Raw genomic sequence first — 22,224 nt, 5'->3', positions numbered from 1 at the left:
GCGGCGGGGTTGACCGTGGCGAGCCGGCGGTAGATGTCGGCGGCTTCGACGGTGGCGGTCAACGCCTCGTCACGCCGACCCAGGTTCGACAGCATCATGCCTAGGTTGTTCAGCGACGCGGCGAGTTCAGGCTCGTAGGCGGCGGGGCTGACCGTGGCGAGCCGGCGGTAGATGTCGGCGGCTTCGACGGTGGCGGTCAGGGCCTCCTCCCGCCGACCCGCCTCCGACAGCCGGATGCCGAGGGTGCCAAGCAACCTCGCCTGCGTCGGCTCATCTGCGGTGGTCAGCCGATGCGATGTGAGTCGCTTCGCGATGGCGGCTTTGGCGATGGCCAGGCCGACATGCAGTCCCTGAGGCAGATGCGGCTCGATCGCTTCCAGCGCGGCGATGTCGAGTGTGCCGACGTCGGCTATCCGGGCCAGAACGGCACCGCCAGCGGCTACTGCCAACTCGGGGCGCTCACGCAACAGCGGGGAGAGCAGCCGGGACGCTACGTGCGGCCAGCGGATCGCGGTCTCGACCAGCACCGTCAACGCCGCCGCCGACCAGGGCGGATCACCAGCGCCATCCGGGTCGGTGCCGGTGATCAACCGGGTGATCGCCTCGCCGGCCCACGGATCGGTAGGGGAGCCGGCCACCCCGTGACCGGGAAGCCGCAGCGCGATGAAGTCCTCGCCGAGCCGATCCGGATACAGCGGCTCCAGCACCTTGTCCGGCTCGGCCGGTGGGTAGCAGACGGCATGGTCGGTCAGGACCTGGCCGGCGGCGTCCGGCGCGCACACCCCAGCCATTGCCAAGGCGGCCAGGCCGTCGTCGTAGTCGAGCGGCCGGGTCAACGTCGCCGTGCACACCGTACGGCTCAGCACCTGCGGGATCGTGACGAAACTGGCCTGCTGTTCGTACAGCTTGTGCCAGTGGTCGACCTCGCGGCGCAGCAGATAGGCCGACAGGTCCCGATCGCCGGTCGGCGCGGTCCGCTGACGCGCGGCCGCGTCGACCGCGACCAGCGCCGCCATGTGGACGACCAGGATCTGCCGGTACGCCTCCTCGGTGGCCAGGTCGGCGGGCTGCCAGATCGAGCTACCGTCGATGCCGTACGCGTAGGCGAACCGTTCGGCCGCCTCGGTGAAGATCCGCTGTCGGTTCGCGGGGCTGTCGGCGGCCGGGGTCAGCGCCACGACGTCGGCCGCGTACCCCAGCGTCGTCAGGTCGTGCTGATGCGGCCACAGCGTCGACTCAGGGCGGGCGAGCAGCAGCAGTCGGGTCGGCACACCCTGGCGCAGCAGCCGGTCCTTCAACAGGTCCCGCAGGTCTTTGGCGGGCCAGCGTTCGGCGTAGTCGACGATAACCAGCAGGCCACGCCCGGTGGCCTCGGTGGCCTCGGGCGGGTCGTCGGCGGCGAGTTGGCTGCGGTGCCGGGCGACCGCCACCGCCCAACCGGCGGCGACGCTGTCCGCCCCGAACTGGGCCGCGAGCCGCGTCTTGCCCTGCCCGCCCGGCCCGTGCAGCAGCCGCACCGCCACGCCGCGCGCCGGGTCGTCGCGCCAGGCGGCCAACTCAGCGCGGTCGGCGTCGCGCAGGGCGGTGAACGGCACCACCTGGTTGTTGGCGGCGAGCAACATGCTCGGCTGGTCGACCAGCGTACGCGGGTCCGGTGGCCGCTGCGGCTGCCACTGCTCCACCCGGTACGCCGGCCGCTGCTCGTAGATGGTGATGTGCTGGTCACCGGCGGCCTGGAACACCTGCCCGTCGCCGCTGGCCTCACCGCGCAGATGGATGTCCGGATTGGTCACTTCTCGGTGATGCGCTGGTCGCGGGCGGCCTGGTAGACGCGGGCGTTGTCTTTGGCGTTGGCGGTCATCGTGATGCTGCCGACCTGCTGCTGGTCGGCGGGCGGCAGCAGGGGAGTGAGGGTGTCGTCGAGGAGGCGACGCAGTTCGGCGGCGAACGCGGGATCCTGGCGGATCAACCGCTGCAGCTTGCGCTGCCAATCGTCGACCAGGCCCCGCTCGGCGTCGGTGTCACCGTCGCGCCGGGCGATCAGGACCTCGTCGCGTACCTCGGCCAGCTCGGCGGTGACGGCGTCGGCCTGCTCCGGGCGTACCCGCCGCCACAGGGCGACTGCCCCGTCACGGGCCTTCTCCCACGCGTCCGTCGCGATCGCCTGGATCAACGCGGCACCAGCCGCCGCCGCGACCGGGTCGATGTCCACCATGTCCGCCACTCCGTCCGTCCGAGGTGGCAACCACAGTAGACCCGTACCGCCAGTAGGTCAGACCGCCGCACTGTCGGATCCGCTACAGGTAGTACGGCTGCGGTGACCTGGGAAGCCCGCCGGGGTGGCGGCATCTGCCGTCACCCCGGCTCCGCGTCTCCTTCCAGACTCTCCTCCACCGGTACGCGCACGACCTGCCATGCCTTCTCATCGAACTGCCAACCCTCTGGCCAATAATCGCCTCGTCGACTGCTGCGGCCAACAGTCACTCCATGAAGAATCGAGGGCTTTTTGAAAGTCGCTCCGGCGAACCGGGCGGTGTCACTGAACCTCGCATTGCCGAATCTTGCGGTGCCAGTGAAGGTCGCACGACCAAACCAGGCGGTCCGACTAAAAACTGCACCATCGAACCATGCGTCGTCGCCGCCGAAGGTCGCGTCAGCGAACGACGCAGTGCCAATGAACTGCGCTTCATCGAACCAGGCGGTGCCGACAAATTCCGATCGACTAAAGTGGGCGGCACCGTCGAATCTAGTCCGGCCAAACCTAGCGGCACTAGTGAACCTCGCATCGACAAACCAGGAGTCGCCGGAAAAAATCGCATTATCGAACCAGGCCTCGTCGGTGAATGTCACACCGTTGAACCGGCCATCACCAATAAATCTTGCTTCGATGAACCGCGTGCTGCCACTGAAGGTTGCGCCGTCAAATTTGACGCTTTTGAGTTCGCAGTTACTGTAGTCGGCGTTGAGGAGGGTGGCCTCGGTCAGGTCGACGGTCACTCCGCTCCAGTAAATCGGAAGCGGCGTGCCGTCCGGCGTCGTTGGCCTCAGGTGACGGGCGAGGATGCGCTGGGCGGCGAGTCGTACCTGACGTTCCTCGCGGGGGTCAGGAGGGGTCGGCTGGTCCGGGTTCGGGGTCTCGGCGGTGTCCGTTGCCTCCACCGCGTCGGGCTCGGCACTGCCTTGCCCCTTCTGCTCCTCCGCCAGCGGTGGGGTGTACGGCATGCGCAGGTAGGCGCAGATGACCTCGACGATGCTCTGCCGGTGCACCGGGTTGTCCTGAGCGAGGCGTTCCAGGGCGTACAGGCCGGCCAGGCGTACCGGTGCCTTGTCGGAGCCGAGCTGGTCGGCGGCCTTGACATACAGCTCGGTGACCCGTTTCTCGCCCGCGTCGTACTCGGTGGCCTGCTGGGTCCGTTCGGTGACCTGCTGGCGGCGCAACGCCAGCAGCAGCGCGGCGGCGGCACCGGCACCCGCGCCGACCGACAGCCCGGTACGGATCGTCTCCACCCGCAGCTGCGCGCGCTCCAGCGGCGTCCCGACACCGGCCGGGACGGTGGCCTGCAGGCCCCACACCGCCGCCCAGGTGATAGCGACGACGGCCAGGAAACCAATTCCGAGGAGCCAGCCCGGCAGCGGACGCAGTGGACGCTGCGGCGGTACGGGTGCCGCCGACGATTCGCCCGCAGGCTGCGACCGCCGCCACAGCACCCCACCGACGACCAGCCCAGTCACGCCGGCCACGGCGAGCAGCAGCACCAGCCAGTGGCCGACGACCAGCCGGCCCAGCGTCGACCACAGCCGACCCGGCAGCAGCACAACAGCGGCGGCGAGCAGGGCCGCCGCACCTCCTGCCGCCGGCGTCGCCGCCTTCCAATGCTTGATCACCTGTGTGGCCCGCCGTCCGCTGGAAACCATCCGCCGTCGGCCCACCACAGTAGAGCCGTACCGCCAGAAGGGTCAGACCGGCGCGGTGTCGGATGCCTTACGGCGGAGGTGTCACAGCGGGGTGGGCAGGACGCGGACGGCGGCGGTGCGGGACCATTCGGCCAGCAGCAGGGTGGCGTCGTCGTCGGGTGGGCCGCCCCGGTGGTCGGCGACGGCGCGGGCGAGTCGCCGTACCGCTTCGGGTGCCGGCAGCCCGGTGGCGGCCTGCCGTTCGGCGAAGTCGATCAGGCGGGGCAGACCGAACGGGTCACCGGCGCGCACCCCGGCCTCGGGCACGCCGTCGGTGAACATCAGCAGCTGGTCGCCGGGTTCGAGGATCTCCTCGCCGACGCGGGCGGCGGTGTCGGGGATGCCCAGCGGCAGCCTGCGGCCGGCACGCAGCTCCCGGACCATTTTGCCGCCGCGCAGCAGCAGCGGCCTCGGGTGCCCGGCGTTGACATACCGCAGCAGACCGGTCTCCAGGTCCAGGTCGGCGAGGAACGCGGTGACGAACCGGGCGTCGGTGAACTGGTCGGTCAGCGACGCGTCGGCGGTGCGGCCCTGGGTGACCAGGTCATGGCCGCAGCGGCGGGCCGACCGGACGGCGGCGATCACCGTGGTGCAGGCCAGGCCGGCTTTCAGGCTGTGCCCGACGGCGTCGAAGATCGCCAGGAAGGCGTGGTCGCCGTCGATGGCGTAGTCGAAGCCGTCGCCGCCGACGTCGTAGCAGGGTTCGAGGACGGCGCTGACGGTGATCCGCCCCGTGGCGGCGGTCAGCGGCGGCAGCACCTGCGACAGCAGTTCCCCGGCGACGGTCGCCGACCGGGACCGGCCGACCAGTCGCAGATGGTCGCCTTTCGGCCGGGTAGCGGTGATCAGGTGCCCGATCAGCCCGGCGACGGTCTCACAGCGGCGGCGGGTGTGCGGGCCGTCGGCGTCGGCCGCATCGTCGAAGACGTACTCGATGACGCCGGGCCGGTCGGTGCCGTCGACCATCGGAATCCACCACGCGGGCGCGTTCAGCGCCGGGATCGACTCGACCAGGGTGAAGGCCCGCCCGGCGACGGACCCTTCGACCGGTTGCGGCTGCGGCCCGGCCCGGCACCGGTACGGGCCGCAACGTGTGCTGCTCCTCGTCGGCCAGGTAGATGGTGGCGTGCACGCCGAGGGTGGCCATCACGTCGGCGAACGCGCCGCCGAGCTCGTCGGGCTGGAACAGGTGGGAGCGCAGCAGCACGTCGCTGAGCGCGTCGAGCCACTGTCGTTCCGGCGTGCGTTCCATGGCCGCCACCCTACGGCGTGGCAGGTCCGATAGATTGCGTCGGTCGGTACACGACTCGTGGGAGCGGGGACACCGTGGTTGTCGCAGGTCTGGTCCTCGCCGGTGTGGCGGCGCTGATCCACGGCTACATCTTCTACCTCGAATCGGTGGTGTGGACCGCGCCGCGCACCCGAGCGGTGTTCGGAGTGCGCAGCGAGCAGGACGCGCTCACCACCCGGGCCCTCGCCTTCAACCAGGGCTTCTACAACCTGTTCCTGGCCGTCGCGGTCGTCGCCGGCATCGTCGTGGTCGCGACCGGGGCCACCGCCGTCGGCGCGACGCTGGTGTTCACCGGCGCCGGCACCATGGTCGCCGCCAGCCTGGTCCTGGTGGTCTCCCGGCCGGCGATGCTGCGCGCCGCGCTCATCCAGGGGTTGCCGCCGCTGCTGGGCGTGGTCGCCCTGGCGGTCGGGCTCACCGGCTGACTGGGCCGGCTCACCGTCTGAACCACTCCGTACGGCAGGCCAGTCGGAGACTGGTGGTCTGCTGTCGATGTCGGGTCACGAACACCGGATGGGTCGCTGATCCGACGATTCTTCTGCGCAAATGGCGCCGTACCGCTGCATTTTTCAGCCGGACAGGGCATGCGCGGACGGAAACCCGGTCGGCAAATGGTTCGCGGCGCTGCCGGCGGCCGTGACACGGTGTGCCTCGCCCGACACCGGAGGGCGAACCGCAACCACATCTGAGGAGACACCTCGTGAACACCAGCAGAAGGACGGTCCTCGGCCTGCTCGCCACCGCGGCGGTCGCCGGACCCCTGGCGACGCTGCCGGCTACCCCGGCGGCCGCCGCCGACATCTACACCTCGAACACCGACCTGTACTCGGACCCGAACCTGGCCGAAGGGGTCGACTACGCCCGCCGCTACCGCCGGCATCCGCTGCTCGACAACTCCGACTCCACCGCGACGCCGTTTCCGCGTACCGCGATCATCGCCCCGCACGGCGGCGGCATCGAAGGCGGCACGTCGGAGCTGTGCCTGGCGATCGCCGGCTACCATCCGGCGAATCTGGCGGCGACCCCACCGGCCGGCCCGACGTACGACTACTGGATGTTCGAAGGCATCCGCTCGTCCGGCAACGCCGAACTGCACGTCACCGCCAGCCACTGCGACGACGTCCCGGCGTTGTCGGTGGCGGCCGGCGCGCTGAACGTCGTCACCCTGCACGGCTGCACCCCGGGCACCGCCGGGCTGCCGTCGGGCGCGCAGGCCGTCGCCGTCGGCGGACGCAACGCCGCGTTGCGCGCCGAGCTGATCTCCGCCTACACCACGGCCGGGATCACCGCGTTCGACGCCACCGGCATCCCGGCGATCGCCGGCACGTCGACCGACAACATCGTCAACCGGACGCTGCTCGGCATGGGCGCCCAGCTGGAGCTGACCACCCCGCTGCGGGCGGCGATGTTCGGCACCAACACCCGCTCCCAGCGCAAGCACACCACCAACACGCTGTTCTGGGACTTCGTGGCGGCCACCCGCACCGCCATCACGCAAGTCGAAGCGACGCAGCCGATCCTGTGACGCTTACCGCGACACCCCGCCTCGCACCCGGGTCACAGCACCCGGGGCGGGGTGTTGCCGGCGGCGACGATCGCCCGGCGCATCGGCACCGCCAGCAGCAGAACGAACCCGACCACAAAGAAGATCAACAACGAGACCAGACCGACCCGGTACGAGTTCGTCAGCTGGAACACCAGCCCGAACGCCAACGGCCCCAACCAGCTGGTGCCCTTGTCGCTGATCTCGTAGAAGCCGTAGTACTCGCCTTCCTTGCCGGCCGGGATGAGCTGGCTGAACAGTGACCGGCTCAACGCCTGGGAGCCGCCGAGCACCAGCCCGATCGCCGCGCCGAGCGCCATGAACTGCGCCGGCGCCTCGGCCGGCAGCCGGAACGCCGCCACGATCACCCCGGTCCACAGCACCAGGCTGCCCAGCACCGTCTTCCACGCGCCGATGCGCTGCGCGACCGCCCCGAGCGCCAGCGCCCCACCGAACGCCAGGAACTGCACCAGCAGGATCGTCACGATCAGCGTCGACTGGCCCAGCCGCAGCTCCTCGGTGCCGTACTGGCTGGCCAACGCGATCACCGTCTGGATGCCGTCGTTGTAGACCAGGAACGCCAGCAGGAAGAACAACGTCAACGGGTACGCCTTCAGCCCGCGCACCGTACGGCCCAACTGTTTGAACCCGTCGGTGAGCACGTTACCGCCCGGCCGGGCATCGACCGCCGGATGCTCCCGCAGCCACGCCAGCGGCACCAGGGTGAACACCGCCCACCACACCCCGGCCGACACGATCGACCAGCGGGCCAGGTCCAGGGTGCGCTGCGCGTCACCGTCGACGCTGAACGACTGCACCACCACCAGGTTGACGGCCAGCAGCAGCCCACCACCGAGGTAGCCGAGCGCCCAGCCCCGGCTGGAGATCCGGTCCCGGTCGTCGGGGCCGCCCAGCTGCGGCAGGAACGAGTTGTACACCACCACGCTGGCGCCGAACGCGATGTTGGCCAGGACGAACAGCCCACCGCCGAGCAGGTAGCGGTCCCCGGTGACGAACACCATCGCGACGGTCGCCCCGGCGCCGACGAACGCCGACACCGCCAGCAGCCGCTTCTTGTGCATCGACCGGTCGGCCAGCGCGCCCATCACCGGCAGCACCAGCACCGTCAACGCCACCGACAGCGACACCAGGTACGGGAAGTACGCCCCCGGCGCCACCTCGATACCCAGCGGATACACCGACCCGGTGCACTCGTCGGCGTCGGCCGCGCAGCCGGCGGCCTGCTTGGTGACCGTGGTCAGGAACGGCCCCAGGAACACGGTGATCACGGTGGTGGAGAACGCCGACATCGCCCAGTCGTAGAAGTACCAGCCGGTGCGTTCCCGCCGGGTGCTCGACGGTGCGGCGCCGGGCGACGCCGACGGCGGCGGTACGGGCGCCGGCCCGGTGGGCGGGCCGCTGGGTGGCTCGGTGGGGTCGGCCATCGGATCCTTCACTGTCGGTCAGTGGGCGGCGTGGTCCACGTCGACCCGCCGGTCGGGCGGCCAGTGGCCGCGGGCGAGATACACGTCACGCAACACCTCGACGTGATCGGTCATGATGCCATCCACCCCGAGGTCCAGTAACTCGTGCATCTGGGCGGGTTCGTCGATCGTCCAGACATGCACCTGCAACCCCAGCCGGTGGCAGTACGCCACGAACCGGGCGTCGACCACCCGCACCCGGTTGAACCGCACCGGCACCTGCGCGGCCACCACCGACGGCGGCAGCCGCAGTCGCCGGCCGGTCAACGACCCGACCCGCAGCCGGGTCATCGCCCGCATGCCCAGCGACGTCGCGACCCGGCCGCCGGTCGACGTCCGCAGCCGGTGCAGCCGCCGGTCGGAGAACGACGCCAGCAGCACCCGGTCGGCGGCGGCGCACCGGTCGACCGCCGCCAATGTCGGCTCCACCCCGCCGTCGGCCTTCACGTCGACGTTGAACCGCACCTGCGGCCAGCTGTCGAGCACGTCGTCGAGCCGCGGCACCACCGACGCCCCACCGACCCGCACCGTGGCCAGGTCCGCCCAGCGCAGCCGCGCGATGCTGCCCTTGTCGCCGGTCACCCGGTCCAACGTCGGATCGTGGAACACCACCGCCACCTGATCGGCGGTGCCGTGCACGTCGGTCTCCACGTACCGGTAGCCGAGCCCGACGGCGCGGCCGAACGCCTCGGCGGTGTTCTCGTCACCGCGGGCCGCGCCGCCCCGGTGCGCGAACGCGATCGGAGCCGGCGAGTCCAGGTACGCGAACCGGTGCGACACGCAACGCAGTATGCCCGCCGCCGGCAACCTGCGGGCGTACGGCAGGTTGCGCGCCGCCGGCAGTAGGGTGCCCCCATGCGGGCACTCGGCATCGACTTCGGCACCTCGAACACGGTGGCGGTGGTACGCGGCGGCGACGGCCGGGTACGGCCACTGCTGTTCGACGGCACCCCGTTGCTGCCGTCGGCGGTGTACCGCGACGCTGACGGGCAGCTGCTCGTCGGCGCGGACGCGCACCGCCGCGCCCGCATCGACCCGTCCGGGTTCGAACCCAACCCGAAACGCCGCGTCGACGACGGCATGGTGCTGCTCGGCGACGCCGACGTTCCGGTACCGCAGCTGGTCGCCGCCCTGCTGCGGCACGTCGCCGCCGAGGCCCGCCGCCAACTCGGCGGCATTGACGAGGTCCGGCTGACCCACCCGGTGCGGTGGGGGGAGCGGCGGCGGATGATCCTCGTCCAGGCCGCGTACGCCGCCGGGCTGCCCCGGCCGACGCTGTTCGCCGAACCGGTCGCCGCCGCCTCCTACTACACGTCGGCGCTGGGCGCGGCGGTACCGCCCGGCCGGGCGTTGGCCGTCTACGACCTGGGCGGCGGCACCTTCGACGCCGCCGTGGTCCGGCGCACCGCCACCGGGTTCGACGTGCTCGCCGAGCAGGGCCTGGCCGAGCTCGGCGGACTCGACTTCGACCAGGCGCTGGTCGAGCATCTCGGCGGCGTCTACTCACCCAGCCGGACCACCGTGTGGAACGGTCTGGTCGCGCCGGCCGACACCGGGTCGCGGCGGGCCCGCGCCCTGCTCTACGACGACGTCCGCGGCGCGAAGGAGACACTGTCCCGTACGGTCAGCGCCGACGTGCACCTGCCGGCGCTGGACATCGCCGCCCACGTCACCCGTGACGAACTGGAGTCGCTGATCCGCGACCACCTGGCCCGGACCGTGACGTGTCTGGCGCAGACGGTCGCCGCCGCCGGTCTGGCCCCGGCCGACCTGGTCGGTGTGTTCCTGGTCGGCGGTTCCAGCCGGATCCCGCTCGCCGCACAGCTGATCCACACCGAACTGGGGGTGGCACCGACCACACTGGAGCAGCCGGAGACCGTCGTCGCCGACGGCGCGCTGCGCCTCGGTTCCGCCGCCCGCACCGGCCTGCCCGGCCCGCGTCCACCGGCGCCGGTGCCGCCACACCCGACCCCGATGTCACCGGCGCCGCTACCGACGCCGGTCTCACCGCACCTGGCGCCGATGTCGCCGTATCCGGTGTCTGCCGCGCCGGGCCGCCCCTGGTACGACGAACACGGCCCGGTCCTGGTGGCCGCACTGGCCACCATGGTCGGCATCGCCGCCGTGGTCGTGGTCGTGCTGCTGCTGTCGGACTGACCGGACAGACCGACACCCCGCCCGCGCGGCCCCGACCAACCCGGCCGGTCCGGTACAGTGCGCCGGTGCAGACCGACACCCTGACGGCGACTGGTCGTCTGGTCCGTGCGTCGGCCGCCGTCGTGGTGTTCGCCCTGCTGACCGCAGGCACACTGTGGGGCACCGACGACCATTTCCCGTTCGGACCGTTCAGCATGTACGCCGGCGTCAACGGCCCGAACGATCCGGCGCCGGACACCCGGGTCGAAGGCGTCGACGCCACCGGACGGACCCTGGTGCTCAACGAACGCAACGCCGGGGTACGCCGCGCCGAGGTCGAAGGACTCGAATCGACCTACGTCGACGACCCGGGGCGACTCGAGCTGATCGCCGACAGCTACGCGCGGATGAACCCGGACGCGCCGCTGATCGTCCGGGTCACCGTCATCGTACGGCTGCACGAGATCCGCAACAGTTCTCTCACCGGGCGGTGGTACGACGAGACCCGCGCCGAATGGGAGCGGCCGTGATCAGCCGCTGGTTGTTCGCCGCCGTCCCGCTCGGGCGGGTCGCCGCGCTGCGCACCGTCACCTACCTGTTCATCGTGTTCGACCTCCTGGTCTACATGTCGTGGGCGCGTACCCGCGGTGACGTGCCGGCCGAACTGTACGAGCCGCTGGCGTTCGCCCGGGTCCTGCACCTGACGGCACCGACCGGTGCCGTCGTCGACGTCATCTGGTGGTCGTTGCTGCTGCTGGCGCCCCTGGCGGCGACCGGCCGGTTCCCGCGGACACTCGGCTGGTCCGTGTTCACGTTCTACTTCGCGTGGCTGATCGTCGCGATGAGCTACGGCAAGGTCGACCACGACAAGTTCGCGTTCCTGCTCGCGCTCGCCGTGCTGCCCACCGTCGGCGCCGCTCGGCACGGCGACGACCGGCCCAGCCAGGCCGCCGGCTGGTCATTGCGGATGATCCAGATCGCCGTGGTGTGCACCTACTTCTTCGCCGCGTACGCGAAGATCCGCTTCGGCGGCTGGGGTTGGTTGACCGGCAGCGTCCTGGCCCGCGCGTTCCTGCGCCGCGGCTCGGAGCTCGCCGACCTGATCGCCGCCGTGCCGTACGCGCTGATCGCCGCCCAGATCGGCATCGTCGTGTTCGAGGCGCTCAGCCCGCTGGTCTTCCTGACCCGGGGCCGACTGCGGTACGCGGTGATCGGCTTCTTCTACTCGTTCCATCTGCTGTCGTTCGCGACGATCTCCATCTCGTTCGCCCCGCACCTGGTGGCGATGGGCGCGTTCCTGCCACTGGAGAAGGTCCGGCCGGTCGTGTGGGCGCGGCGGCTGACCGGCCGCCACCGGGCACCCGGCCCGGACCGCCCGGACGGTGACGGCGACCAGGATCGCGGGCCGGGTGGCGGCCCGGCGCGTCGGGCCGGCCCCGACGCGCCGGCTGCGCGGGATCGGACACATCCGGTGGCACCGGCTGGCGCCGACGCGGGACAATGATCGTATGAGTGACGCCAGCGCACCCTCGGGCACCTTCGTCTACGACGGCGACTGCGCGTTCTGCACCATGTGCGTCCGGTTCATCGAACGTCGGGTGCCCACCGACGCCACCGTCGTGCCGTGGCAGTGGACCGACCTGGCCGCGCTGGGGCTGACCCGTGACCAGGCGATGACCGCCGTGCAGTGGGTGCCGTCCGACGCAGCCGGCTCGTCCGCCGGGCCGGCGGCGATCGCCGCCCTGCTGCGTACCAGCAATCCGCTGTGGCGGGCCGCCGGGGCTGTCCTCGGGTTGCGCCCGGTCACCGCCCTGGCCTGGCCGGTGTACCGGTGGATCGCCGACAACCGGCACCGGCTGCCCGGCGGCACCGCCGCCTGCGCCGTGCCGCCGGCCAACCGGACCGGACCGCTCCCGTCGGGAACCGGGGTCACACCCTGATCCTGCCTGGTCAGCTCCCGGAGGACCAGAACCGGGCCAGCGCGCTGGTCGCCGGGTCGTCGCTGGCCAGCAACGCCGCCCACAGGTCACCGCCGGCGACGGCGTGCACCCCTGCGTAGCCGGCCAGGTCGACCGGGTCGACCGGGTCGACGTGCGGCACCGCAGCGCCGACCGGGCCGCCGTCGCCGAGCAGCTGCGGGTCCGCCCACGGCCAGCCGTCCACCGGCGTCGGCACCCCCGCCGGATCCAGTGGCGGCGGGAACTGCGCCTCCGGCCACCCGTCGGCCCCCGCCGGCACGTCCGGGTCGACCCCGGGCGGCGGATCCGCCGCGCCGAAACCCTGCTCGGCCGTCGGTTCCGCACCGAACCCGGCGTCCACCGGACCGGCCGGGTCCGCGCCGGACAGGTCGTCGCCGTAGCCCAACGCCGGCACCGCGTCACCCCCGCCGTACCCGCCGTCGCCGTATTTGCCCTCGTCGGCGATGTCGCCGGTCAGGTCGTCGCCGTCCGGCGGATCGGCGGCGCCGAACCCCTCCACGGCCGGGCCGCCCGACCCGTCGTCGCCCGGCCCACCCAGATCGGCGGTGTCGGCGTCGTCCCCGGTCGGATCGTCCCCGGTCCAGTCACCGAACTCGCTGGTCATCGCGGCACCGCCTCCGCTGTCGGGGTCAACACCCGGGCCCGGGCCAGCACCTCGTCGACCTGCTTCACCCGCGCCCGGACGGCATCGCGGCGGGCCTGCGCCGCCGACCGCCGCCGCGCCCGGTCCGCCTTGTCCCGCGCCAACGCCGCGTCGATGTCGGCGATGTGCGCGTCCAACTGCGCCAACCGCCGCTCCACGGCGTCGTCCAACGCCACCGTCAACGCGTACTGCAGGTCGGTGAACCGCTGCGCCAACTCGTCGGTCAACGCCGCCCGCGCCTCGCCGAGCACCTCCCGCAGCCACACCCGGGCCTGCTGCCGGTCGCTGGCGACCCGCCGCCGGAACAGGATGAACGCGCCGGCGGCCAACCCCAGACCGAGCCCGGCGACCGGGATCAGCAGACCACCGCCGACCAGCGCCCCGGCACCCAACGCCGACGCGCCCGCCGCGACCCCCCGACCGGCCATGAACGCCATCCCGCCGGCCGACAACGCCACCATCACGTTGTCACCGCCGCCACCGTCACGCCGCGGCCGGGTCGCCAACGCGTGCCGCAACGTGCCGTTGATCCGCTGCAGCACGAACTGCAGCTCGGCCGGCGCGAACACCTGCGCTAACGTCCGCTCGGCGACCTTGTGGAACCGGAACCGCAGATCGTAGGACAACTGCAGCGACAACGCGTGCAACGCCCGGTCCACCTCGGCCGGCAGCGCTTTCAACGCCTCCCCGCGGGCCGCGTCGATCCGGGTCAGGAACTGCTCCTGCAACCCACCGACCGCGGTCCGCAGCCGGCCCGTCGCCTCCACCCGGGCCCGCTGCGTCTCCGTGTTCAACGCCAACGACCACTGCCGCGCCTCGGTCCGTTTCCGCGCCGCCAACCCGGCCCGGTCCCGTTTCACCCGCTCCACCTCGGCCGGATCCGGGTCACACGCGGCGACCCGCTCACCGGCGGCCAGATCCAGCCGGACCAGTTCGCTGCGCACCGTGCGCAGCACGTTCGCCTGGGCCAGCAGATGCCCGTTGCCGGCCAACTCCACCAACGCGTGCTGCAGCGGCGCCACCCGCGACTCACCGACCAGCTCACCGGCGGTCTCCGCCGGCAGCGTCAACGCCAACTCGGCCAGCCGCGCCGACACCGGGAACCAGGCGGCGGATGCGAACCTCGGCGCGTGCGCCTGCAGCTGCGCCCGGTTGTCAGCCAGGATCGTCCGCCACCCCGGATAGGCGTCGACCTTCGTCAACGCGAACACCACCACGTCGACCCGTTTGCTCGCCTCGATGAGAAAGTCCAGCTCCGGCCGGGTCAACGGCGTCGACGCGTCCACCACGAACAGCAGGGCCGCCGCCCGCGACACCGCGTCCAACGCGATCTCGGTGTGCGCCGGATCCAACCCGCCGGCACCGGGGGTGTCCACCAGCGTCAGATACTGCAGCAGCGGCGCCGGGCAGGTCACCGCGATCCGCCGCGGCGGACGCATCCCGTCCGGCAGCGCCGCCGCCACCGTCGCCCAGTCCGCCAGCCGGTCCACCGGCACCGGCACCGGCTCGTCGTGGCCCGGCACGAACGCCTGCGCCGACGTCGTCGCCCCGTGACCGAACTCCAGGTACGCCGACGTCGCCACCGCCGCGTCCACCGGCGACAGACCGGTCACCCCGATCAACGCGTTCACCAACGAACTCTTGCCGCGCTTCGTCTCACCGACGACCACCACCGACGGCCGGGTCACCTCCCGGCGCCGCTGCGCGTCGATCTCCGCCGCCGCCTCCGCGTCCAGGGTGCGGACGAACCCGAGACACGTGTCGACCGCCCCGGACAGCAGCGCACCCAACGCCGCCGGGCCGCCGCTCACCGCGACACCGCCCGCGCCTGCTGCGACAGCAGATGAAACCCACGGTGGGCGACCAACGCCACCCGCGACTGCGCCGGCGACGCCCCGGCGACCGCGAACACCCGCCACCGGGTCGCCGCCTCCACCGCCGCCGCCGACAACTCCTGCGCCGACGCCGACGGCAGCTCCAGCACCCAGCGCGGATCCGCCGACAACGCCAACCGGGTCAACTCCCGCTCCATCGGCTCCGGCAGCTCCACCGCGCCCGTCGTCACCTGCTGCGCCACCTCCAACAGCCGCAGCCGGTGGTACTCCGGCTGGTGCAGCAGCCGCTCCACCGCGTCCCGCAGCAACTCCCGGTCACCCGGATGCGCCGTGTGGCTGGCCACCTTCTCCAGGCACGACAACGCCCACCCGGCCTTGATCGCGTCGGTACGCCACCGGAACGCCTCGTCCAACGTGTGCCGCAGCCGCGCGAACCCCGACGCCGCGTACAACGCCCGCACCAGATCCCCCGACGCCAACTGCGGCGACGCCTGCAGCTGCGCCACCGCGAACCCCACCCCGTACAGGTCGAGCAGCGCCAGCAGCCGCTCACGCTGTCGGCGCGGCACCGGAGCCTCCCGCGACACGAACAGGTCCACCGACGCCAGCAGCACCGCCCGCTGCGCCGCCGGCAACCCGGCCAACGTCCGCAGCGCCTCACAGTCGGCCGCCGTCAACCGGCCCGCCTCGGTCGTCTCCGCCAACAGCCCCACCGTCGGCACCACATCGGACACCACCCGCCGCAGCACCCGGGTCTGGTCGGCCGACAACGGCGCCGCCACCGGCCACGGATCCGCCCCACCGGCCACCAGCTTGTCGACCTTGTTGAACAGGCCCACCGAGTTGATCGGACTGCTCGACAGCCGCGCCGACACCGACCGGAACGCCTCCAACGCCCGGACGTCGTCGTCGCGGACCGCCTGGGTGAACACGTACACGATCGCCTCGGCCCCGGACACCGCACCGACCGAGTCACCGTCGATCCCGGCGTCGAACGGCGCCGTGTCGTCCACCGGGCCGCCGGCGGAACCGGACGGCGCACCCGCCCCGGCGAACAGGAACCCCCGCGCCGACTCGCTCACCCCGGCACTGGTCGACGACAACCCCGGCGTGTCGATCACCGTCAACTCCCGCAGCCGGTCACTGGTCAACGTGACGTCGACGAACGCGACCCGCGCCCGCGGCACCCCCAGCCGCTGCGGAATCACCCCCGAAGGATCCAGCGGCAGACTCACCCGGCTGCCGTCCCGGCGTACCACATCGACCCGGTCGGCCGTGCCGTACCGGAACTGGGTCACCACTCGGGTGCACTCACCCACCTCCGTCGGCGCCACCCGCCGCCCGATCAACGCGTTCACCAGCGTCGACTTGCCGGCCTTCAACCGGCCGGCGATCGCCACCCGCAGCGGCTCGTCCAACCGCCGCCGCACCCGCAGCACCTCACCGCCGGCGGCCACGCTCACCCGGGGACCCACCTCGTCACACAACGCGGCGACCCGACCACTCAACGGGCCGGCGTTCACAGCCGACCCCCCGCCGCCCGGTCAACGGCGACAACGGGCATCCGACGGCGGCACACACTCATCTCGCTGGTCGTCCTCCCGACAGCACGGCACCCGGTGGTGCGCCCACCACCGGCATCCACCGTACGAATATCCTCACCGGCGCAGGATCCCATGTTCGTGCCAACCTCGCCCGGCGGGGCCACGAGCTGTAGCAGCGGGGGAGGAGGACAAGTGCGGCACCCAGCCGGCGGACACCCCGCCCGCACCCGACCGGACGCCACCACCGCCAGCGGCAGCGTCCCCACCGGGACCGACGCCGACGCCGTGACGGCCGCCGCGCGACGGCTGACCCGCCCCGGGATCGTCGTACTGACCGGGCCACCCGGCAGCGGACGCAGCACCCTGCTGCGCCGGGTCGCCGCCGCCACCACCGGGCCCGTGCACACCGGCGGCGGCCTCGCCGCCCTCGGCCACGTCCCGGCGTTCCCCCTCAGCCATGCCCTGCGGGTACGGCTGCCCGGCCACGACACCGCGCTGCTCGCCGAAGCTGTCCGCTCCCGGGTCCGCCACGGCCTGCTCGTCCTCGACGACCTGCAGTGGGCCGACCCGGCGACCGTCGCCGCCCTGCCCGGCATCGCCCGGCACTGCCGGGTCGTCGCCGCCCTGCGCACCCCGCACCAGCTGCCCGGCACCGCGCTCGACCCGCTGCGCGGCGACACCGGCCTCTGGCTGACGGTGCCGGCACCCGACCCGGACACCCTCGCCGACCTGATCCGCCGCACCGCACCCGCGCTCGACCCGGCGACCGTCGCCGCCGTGGCCCGCCACGCCGGCGGCAACCCGCTCGCCGCCACCGCGCTGGCCCGCCACGCCGCCCGCACCGGCACCCCACCCACCGTCGGCGTCCCCGGCGGCGGCGAGCTCGACCAGGTCGGCTACGCCGTCGCCGCCGCGCTGGCCACCCTCACCCGCCCCGCCCGCACCGCACTGGCCGCCCTCGGCCTGCTCGGCCACGGCGCCCCGGCGAGTCTGCTCGGCCACGGCGTCACCGAACTCACCGCCGCCGCCCTGGTGCACACCGGCGACGACGGACTGGTCACCCCGACCTCGCCGTACCAGGCCACCGTCGCCGCCGGCCTGCTCGACGACCCGACCCGCCGCGCCCTGCACCGCCGCCTCGCCGACCTCGTCACCGACCCGCTGGCCGCCGCCCGGCACCTCGCCGCCGCCGGTGACACCACCGCCGCCTACCGGCGGGCGGTCACCGCCGCCGACACCGCCGCCACCGGCGGCGCCCGTGCCGAGTTGCTGCTGTTCGCCAGCGCGCAACCCGACGCCACCGAACCGGTCCGCCGCGCCGCCGCCCGCGCCGCGCTCACCGCCGGGCGGCCCCGCCGCGCCGCCGACCTGCTCACCGGCACCACCCTGCCCACCCCCGACACCGCCGTGCTGCGCGCCGAGGCACTACTGCAGGCCGGCGACCCGACCGCCGCCCGCGCTGCCGCCGCACCGGTTCCCGACGACGCCCCACCACCGGTGGTCGCCGCCCGCGACCGGGTCCTGCTGCTCGCCGACCTGGCCACCGACCCCACCTCCGCCGCCACCCGCGCCACCACGATCACCCGCCGGCACGGACCCGAACCGGCCCACCTGGGGCTACGCGCCGCCCTCGCCGCCCTCGCCGCCGCCGACCGCCACCCCGGCTGGGAGTACGCCCTCGCCGGCACCGCAGCGGCCGCCGGCGCCGCCGGTGACCTGCTCACCGCCCGGTGGACCGCCTGGCACCTGGTGCAGACCCTCGCCGGCGACGGACGGCTCACCGAGGCCGCGCAGGCCTCGGTGGCGGCCGCCACCGCCTGCGCCGCCGACCTCGCCTACAGCTGGCAGGTCCGGTTCACCGCCGCCCGGCTGTGGTGCCTGGCCCTACGCGGCGACCCGACCGGCCCGGCCACGGCCGGCACCGGCGCGCAGACCGCCGACCAGGGCGATCTGCTGCCCGCCCCCGGCGACGCCCTGCTGCGCGCCGCCGCCGACCTGACCGACCGCACCCTGCCGGCCGCCGCCCACGACTACGCCGTCGCCGCCGCCGGCCTGCTCGAAGCCGACGGCGGCCTGCTCGCCCTGGCCCGCGCCCGGCTCACCGGTACCCCCGCAGCCCCGGCCACCGCCGTGCTGGACTGGGTGGCCCGGGAAGCCGCCTGGCTCGACGGCCAACCGGACCAGGCCGCCACCGCAGCGCCCCACGTCCCCGTACCGCCGCTGGTCGACGGGCTGCGGCGGATCACCGCCCACTGGGCAGCCCACGACGGCGCCCACCCCGCCACACCGCCGGCCGCCACACCGGTGGCGCTGCCGTCGCCGGCCGCCGCCACCGTCACCGCCTGGACCGCCGGCGATCCACGGCAGTTCGCCCACGCCGCCGACACCTGGCGCGACGTCGCCGTCCGCGAACAGGTCCGCTGCCTGCTCGCCCACGGCCTGCACGAACCCGACCCCGCTCGGGCCGTGCCCGCCCTGCTCGCCGCCGAGTCCCTCGCCGACCACGCCGGACTGGTCGTCCTGCTCGGCCGGATCCGCCGTGCCCTGCGCCGGCACGCGGTCCGCCGCGACGAACGCGGCCCCCGCAGCGGCGACCTGCTCACCGCGCGGGAACGCGACGTGCTGCGGCTGGTCGCCAACGGCGAACCCACCCGCCGGATCGCCAACCAGCTCGGCATCTCCACCGAGACCGTGGAAACCCACGTCCGCGCCGGGATGCGTAAACTCGGTGCCCGCACCCGTACCGAGGCTGCGGCCCTGGCGATGGAGCCCGACCGATGAGCGACCCGCCGCGCTATGTCCTCGACAGCGCCGCCGACGCCACCGCGGCGCTGCGCCGGCTGGCCCGCGACGGCTGGACCACCCGGGAAGGGTTCGCCGTCACCGACCCCACCTGGGACCTCACCACCGCCCGGATCGCCCTGTACGGGCGGGTCCCGGACACCGACACCGTCGCCCTGGTGGTCCTCGCCGCCGCCAGGGGCGCCGCCGTCGTGGCCATCTGCGACCCGGCCGGCGACCTCGGCCGCGCCCTGCTCGACGACCTGTCCCGCCTCGGGCAGGTACTGCGCCACGCCGAGGCCGAACCACCGGCCGCGGCGGCCACCGGCACCGTCACCCTCATACCCGAGCAGCGGGCACTGCTGGAACGGCTCGCCAACGGCGAGACCATCGCCGCCGCAGCGGCGGCCGAGTTCCTGTCGCTGCGTACCGCGAACCGGCGCATCGCCCAGGCACGCGGCGCCCTCGGGGTCCGCACCACCCGCGAAGCCGTCCTCGCCTACCTGCGGCACCGACCCGCACGCTGAGCCCTGCGCGGGCCGGTCACCTCCGGCGTCAGGTCGCGTCCGGCGCCGGATCGGCCTGATCGGCGTCGTCATCGGCCAGCACGTCGGCGGTTGCCCCGTCCGGCACCACGTCATCCCGGCCGCACCGGTGCCGCCGGCTCAGGTCCACCGGCCGGGTCGGGTCGACATGCCGGGGCATCGCCGGCTCGTCGGGCCGCAACCCGGCCAGGGTGTCGGTGATCGCGTCCACGATCCGCACCGTCGCCCGCTGCGCGGCACCCGGGCGGGCCGGATCGATCCCGGACAGGTCAACCGGCGGCCCGAACCGGACCGTGACCACCGGACGGCGCAGCATCGACCGCAGCACCGCCCGGACCAGGCCACGGGGCGCCGCCCACGGCAGCACCGCGTGCGCCCCCCACTGCGCCACCGGCACCACCACCGCGCCGCTGGCCAAAGCGAGCCGGGCGGTGCCGGTCTTGCCGCGCTCCGGCCACATCTGCGGGTCCAGCCCGATGCGCCCCTCCGGGTACACCAGGACCACCGAGCCGTCGGCCACCGCACGCGCGGCCGCCCCCAACGCCTCAGCGACCGTGCTGGTCCGCCGGTCCACCCGGATGTGCCCGGCTCGGCGCATCACCGCGCCGAGCAGCGGCGCCCGGAACAACCCACCGGTGGCCAGCACCCGGGGCGCGACCCGGCGCGCCTGGCAGGCGGCGGCCAGCACGACCGGATCGAACGGGCTGATGTGGTTCGCGGCCAGGATCAGCGGGCCGTCGCGTACCTCGTCGGGCACGTCGCCACTGACCCGTAGCCGGGCGACCAGCGCGACGACCAGCCGGGCGGTGGCCTGCAGCACCCGCCACAGCAGCGGGGCCCGCCAGCGGGGCGGGAGGGCGGCGGTGTCGTCCATCGACCGTCGATCGTCGCACAGCGGGACGCGCCGGTGGGTTCCGCTGTGCGGGGACACCGGCGCGGGCGGGGGTGACGGCGGCCGGGACGGACGTCCCGGGCGAGAGGGGACCTCCGACCCTGGCCACCAGAACGACAGGTTGTAGTATGTACTACGCTTGGTAGTATCTAGATGGGGGAGCCGTGGACGCGCTCGACATAGCCCGCTGGCAGTTCGGTGTCACCACCGTCTACCACTTCCTGTTCGTCCCACTCACCATCGGACTCAGCCTCCTCGTCGCCATCCTGCAGACCGCCTGGCACCGCACCGGCGACGACCGCTACCTCAAACTCACCAAGTTCTACGGGAAACTCTTCCTCATCAACTTCGCCATGGGCATCGTCACCGGCATCGTGCAGGAATTCCAGTTCGGCATGAACTGGAGCGACTACTCCCGCTTCGTCGGCGACATCTTCGGCGTACCACTCGCCATCGAAGCCCTCCTCGCCTTCTTCCTCGAATCCACCTTCCTCGGACTCTGGATATTCGGCTGGGGGAGACTCCCCAAGGCACTGCACCTCGCCACCATCTGGCTCGCCTCGTTCGGCAGCATCATCAGCGCCTGGTTCATCCTCGCCGCCAACTCCTGGATGCAGAACCCCGTCGGCTACCGCATCAACCCCGGCACCGGCCGCGCCGAACTCACCGACTTCATCGCCGTACTCACCAACAAGGTCACCCTCATCACCTTCCCGCACACCCTCGCCGGCTGCTTCATGGTCGCCGGCGCCCTCGTCCTCGCCATCGCCATCTGGCACCTCGTCCGCCACCCCGGCGGCCCCGACACCCCCGCCTTCCGCACCGCCACCAAACTCGGCGCCTGGACCACCCTGCTCGCCACCGCCGCCGTCATCGGCACCGGCGACATCCAAGGCAAGATCATGACCCAGGTCCAGCCCATGAAAATGGCCGCCGCCGAAGCCCTCTACACCACCGAAAGCCCCGCGTCCTTCTCCGTCGTCACCGTCGGCACCCTCGACGGCAGCCGCGAAATCTGGACCCTCAAGATCCCCCACCTGCTGTCCTGGCTGTCCACCGGCGACCCCGCCGGCGAAGTCCAGGGCATCAACGACCTGCAGGCCCAGTACGCCGCCCAGTACGGCCCCGGCAGCTACACCCCGATCATCCCCGTCACCTACTGGAGCTTCCGCTTCATGATCGGATTCGGGCTCGCCACCGCCGCCATCGCCCTCTGGGCCCTCTGGGCCACCCGACGCGGCCGAACCCCCACCGGCCGCTGGCTACTGCGCGCCAGCCTCACCCTGCCCGTCCTACCCCTACTGGCCAACACCTTCGGCTGGATATTCACCGAAATGGGCCGCCAACCCTGGATCGTCTTCGGCGAAATGCTCACCCGCGACGGCGTCAGCCGCAGCGTCTCCCTCACCGAAGTCATCACCTCCTTCACCGCCTTCACCCTCATCTACGCCGCCCTGGCCGTCATCGAAGTCAAACTCCTCATCCGCTACGCCCGAAACGGCCTACCCGACCTCACCGACCCACCACCACCGGACGACACCGACGACACCACCACCGACCGGCCCCTGGCCGCCGCCCACTGACCACCCACCGGAGA

The 22,224-nt window shown here is 72.9% G+C and carries 19 protein-coding genes and 1 pseudogene; 9 read left to right on the top strand and 11 right to left on the bottom strand.

Translation table 11 applies throughout. The annotated features are described in order from the left end of the window. The 5 genes from ACFHW1_RS23430 to ACFHW1_RS23410 all read right to left on the bottom strand — a co-directional run. A partial coding sequence (locus tag ACFHW1_RS23430) for a tetratricopeptide repeat protein (protein ID WP_416616080.1) occupies positions 1-1,793 on the bottom strand: 1,793 nt, incomplete at its 3' end. Continuing rightward, positions 1,790-2,215 (bottom strand): hypothetical protein, encoded by a 426-nt coding sequence (locus tag ACFHW1_RS23425; RefSeq protein ID WP_416616078.1) that lies wholly within the window; start codon positions 2,213-2,215, stop codon positions 1,790-1,792. The genes ACFHW1_RS23425 and ACFHW1_RS23430, both read right to left, overlap by 4 nt. Positions 2,216-2,355: 140 nt before the next feature. Further along, positions 2,356-3,816: a pentapeptide repeat-containing protein gene (locus ACFHW1_RS23420; RefSeq protein WP_416616076.1), complete on the bottom strand. Its 1,461-nt coding sequence runs from the start codon at positions 3,814-3,816 to the stop codon at positions 2,356-2,358. Positions 3,817-3,996: 180 nt separating this feature from the next. Further along, entirely contained in the window at positions 3,997-4,920 is a 924-nt protein-coding gene (locus tag ACFHW1_RS23415; RefSeq protein ID WP_416616074.1) for a PP2C family protein-serine/threonine phosphatase, read from the bottom strand. Next, the gene (locus tag ACFHW1_RS23410) at positions 4,829-5,206 is read right to left on the bottom strand and encodes a hypothetical protein (protein WP_416616072.1); all 378 of its coding nucleotides are present in this window, start codon (positions 5,204-5,206) and stop codon (positions 4,829-4,831) included. The genes ACFHW1_RS23415 and ACFHW1_RS23410 overlap by 92 nt, the downstream gene beginning before the upstream one ends. A gap of 74 nt (positions 5,207-5,280) precedes the next feature. Here ACFHW1_RS23410 and ACFHW1_RS23405 point away from each other — a divergent pair, with 74 nt between their 5' ends. Both ACFHW1_RS23405 and ACFHW1_RS23400 read left to right on the top strand, forming a co-directional pair. After that, positions 5,281-5,670, top strand: coding sequence for a DUF1304 domain-containing protein (locus ACFHW1_RS23405; RefSeq protein WP_416616070.1), 390 nt, complete (start codon positions 5,281-5,283; stop codon positions 5,668-5,670). A 275-nt stretch (positions 5,671-5,945) separates the two neighbouring features. Continuing rightward, positions 5,946-6,770, top strand: a complete 825-nt coding sequence (locus ACFHW1_RS23400) for a poly-gamma-glutamate hydrolase family protein (RefSeq protein WP_416616068.1) — start codon at positions 5,946-5,948, stop codon at positions 6,768-6,770. Positions 6,771-6,802: 32 nt separating this feature from the next. Here ACFHW1_RS23400 and ACFHW1_RS23395 read toward each other — a convergent pair whose 3' ends face one another. Then, complete coding sequence (locus ACFHW1_RS23395) at positions 6,803-8,233, bottom strand: MFS transporter (protein WP_416555943.1); 1,431 nt, start codon at positions 8,231-8,233, stop codon at positions 6,803-6,805. Positions 8,234-8,251: 18 nt separating this feature from the next. Then, complete coding sequence (locus tag ACFHW1_RS23390) at positions 8,252-9,052, bottom strand: glycerophosphodiester phosphodiesterase family protein (protein ID WP_416555942.1); 801 nt, start codon at positions 9,050-9,052, stop codon at positions 8,252-8,254. A 75-nt stretch (positions 9,053-9,127) separates the two neighbouring features. On the opposite strand from ACFHW1_RS23390, the gene ACFHW1_RS23385 reads away from it, so the two are divergent. The 4 genes from ACFHW1_RS23385 (at position 9,128) to ACFHW1_RS23370 (ending at position 12,348) form a co-directional block, all read left to right on the top strand. Then, entirely contained in the window at positions 9,128-10,429 is a 1,302-nt protein-coding gene (locus tag ACFHW1_RS23385; protein ID WP_416555941.1) for an Hsp70 family protein, read from the top strand. A gap of 65 nt (positions 10,430-10,494) precedes the next feature. Next, positions 10,495-10,938, top strand: coding sequence for a hypothetical protein (locus tag ACFHW1_RS23380; protein ID WP_416555940.1), 444 nt, complete (start codon positions 10,495-10,497; stop codon positions 10,936-10,938). Then, entirely contained in the window at positions 10,935-11,912 is a 978-nt protein-coding gene (locus ACFHW1_RS23375) for an MFS transporter permease (protein WP_416555939.1), read from the top strand. The genes ACFHW1_RS23380 and ACFHW1_RS23375 overlap by 4 nt, the downstream gene beginning before the upstream one ends. A gap of 4 nt (positions 11,913-11,916) precedes the next feature. Further along, positions 11,917-12,348 (top strand): thiol-disulfide oxidoreductase DCC family protein, encoded by a 432-nt coding sequence (locus ACFHW1_RS23370; protein ID WP_416555938.1) that lies wholly within the window; start codon positions 11,917-11,919, stop codon positions 12,346-12,348. 10 nt (positions 12,349-12,358) lie between these two features. On the opposite strand, the gene ACFHW1_RS23365 is transcribed toward ACFHW1_RS23370, so the two are convergent. Genes ACFHW1_RS23365 through ACFHW1_RS23355 form a run of 3 tightly spaced genes read right to left on the bottom strand, consistent with a single transcriptional unit; the run spans position 12,359 to position 16,328 of the window. After that, on the bottom strand, positions 12,359-12,991 hold the full coding sequence (locus ACFHW1_RS23365; RefSeq protein ID WP_416555937.1) for a hypothetical protein: 633 nt from the start codon (positions 12,989-12,991) through the stop codon (positions 12,359-12,361). Continuing rightward, positions 12,988-14,841: a dynamin family protein gene (locus tag ACFHW1_RS23360; protein ID WP_416555936.1), complete on the bottom strand. Its 1,854-nt coding sequence runs from the start codon at positions 14,839-14,841 to the stop codon at positions 12,988-12,990. Before ACFHW1_RS23360 ends, ACFHW1_RS23365 begins: the two co-directional genes overlap by 4 nt. Then, positions 14,838-16,328, bottom strand: a complete 1,491-nt coding sequence (locus ACFHW1_RS23355; RefSeq protein ID WP_416616066.1) for a dynamin family protein — start codon at positions 16,326-16,328, stop codon at positions 14,838-14,840. The genes ACFHW1_RS23360 and ACFHW1_RS23355 overlap by 4 nt, the downstream gene beginning before the upstream one ends. Positions 16,329-16,601: 273 nt before the next feature. Between ACFHW1_RS23355 and ACFHW1_RS23350 the strand changes: the two genes are divergently transcribed. Together ACFHW1_RS23350 and ACFHW1_RS23345 are read left to right on the top strand one after the other, a co-directional pair. Continuing rightward, positions 16,602-19,190, top strand: coding sequence for a LuxR C-terminal-related transcriptional regulator (locus tag ACFHW1_RS23350; protein ID WP_416616064.1), 2,589 nt, complete (start codon positions 16,602-16,604; stop codon positions 19,188-19,190). After that, positions 19,187-19,717, top strand: a complete 531-nt coding sequence (locus ACFHW1_RS23345) for a LuxR family transcriptional regulator (protein WP_416555933.1) — start codon at positions 19,187-19,189, stop codon at positions 19,715-19,717. The genes ACFHW1_RS23350 and ACFHW1_RS23345 overlap by 4 nt, the downstream gene beginning before the upstream one ends. 118 nt (positions 19,718-19,835) lie before the next feature. Here the strand turns inward: ACFHW1_RS23345 and ACFHW1_RS23340 are convergent. Continuing rightward, a pseudogene (locus ACFHW1_RS23340) lies at positions 19,836-20,609 on the bottom strand (lysophospholipid acyltransferase family protein); the annotation flags it as partial. A gap of 182 nt (positions 20,610-20,791) precedes the next feature. Here ACFHW1_RS23340 and ACFHW1_RS23335 point away from each other — a divergent pair. Then, on the top strand, positions 20,792-22,210 hold the full coding sequence (locus ACFHW1_RS23335) for a cytochrome ubiquinol oxidase subunit I (protein ID WP_416555932.1): 1,419 nt from the start codon (positions 20,792-20,794) through the stop codon (positions 22,208-22,210). Positions 22,211-22,224: the final 14 nt, after the last annotated feature.

The organism is Micromonospora sp. LOL_014, assembly GCF_048060245.1.
GTDB lineage: Bacteria > Actinomycetota > Actinomycetes > Mycobacteriales > Micromonosporaceae > Micromonospora_E.
This window is presented reverse-complemented; position numbering and strand designations above follow the sequence as displayed.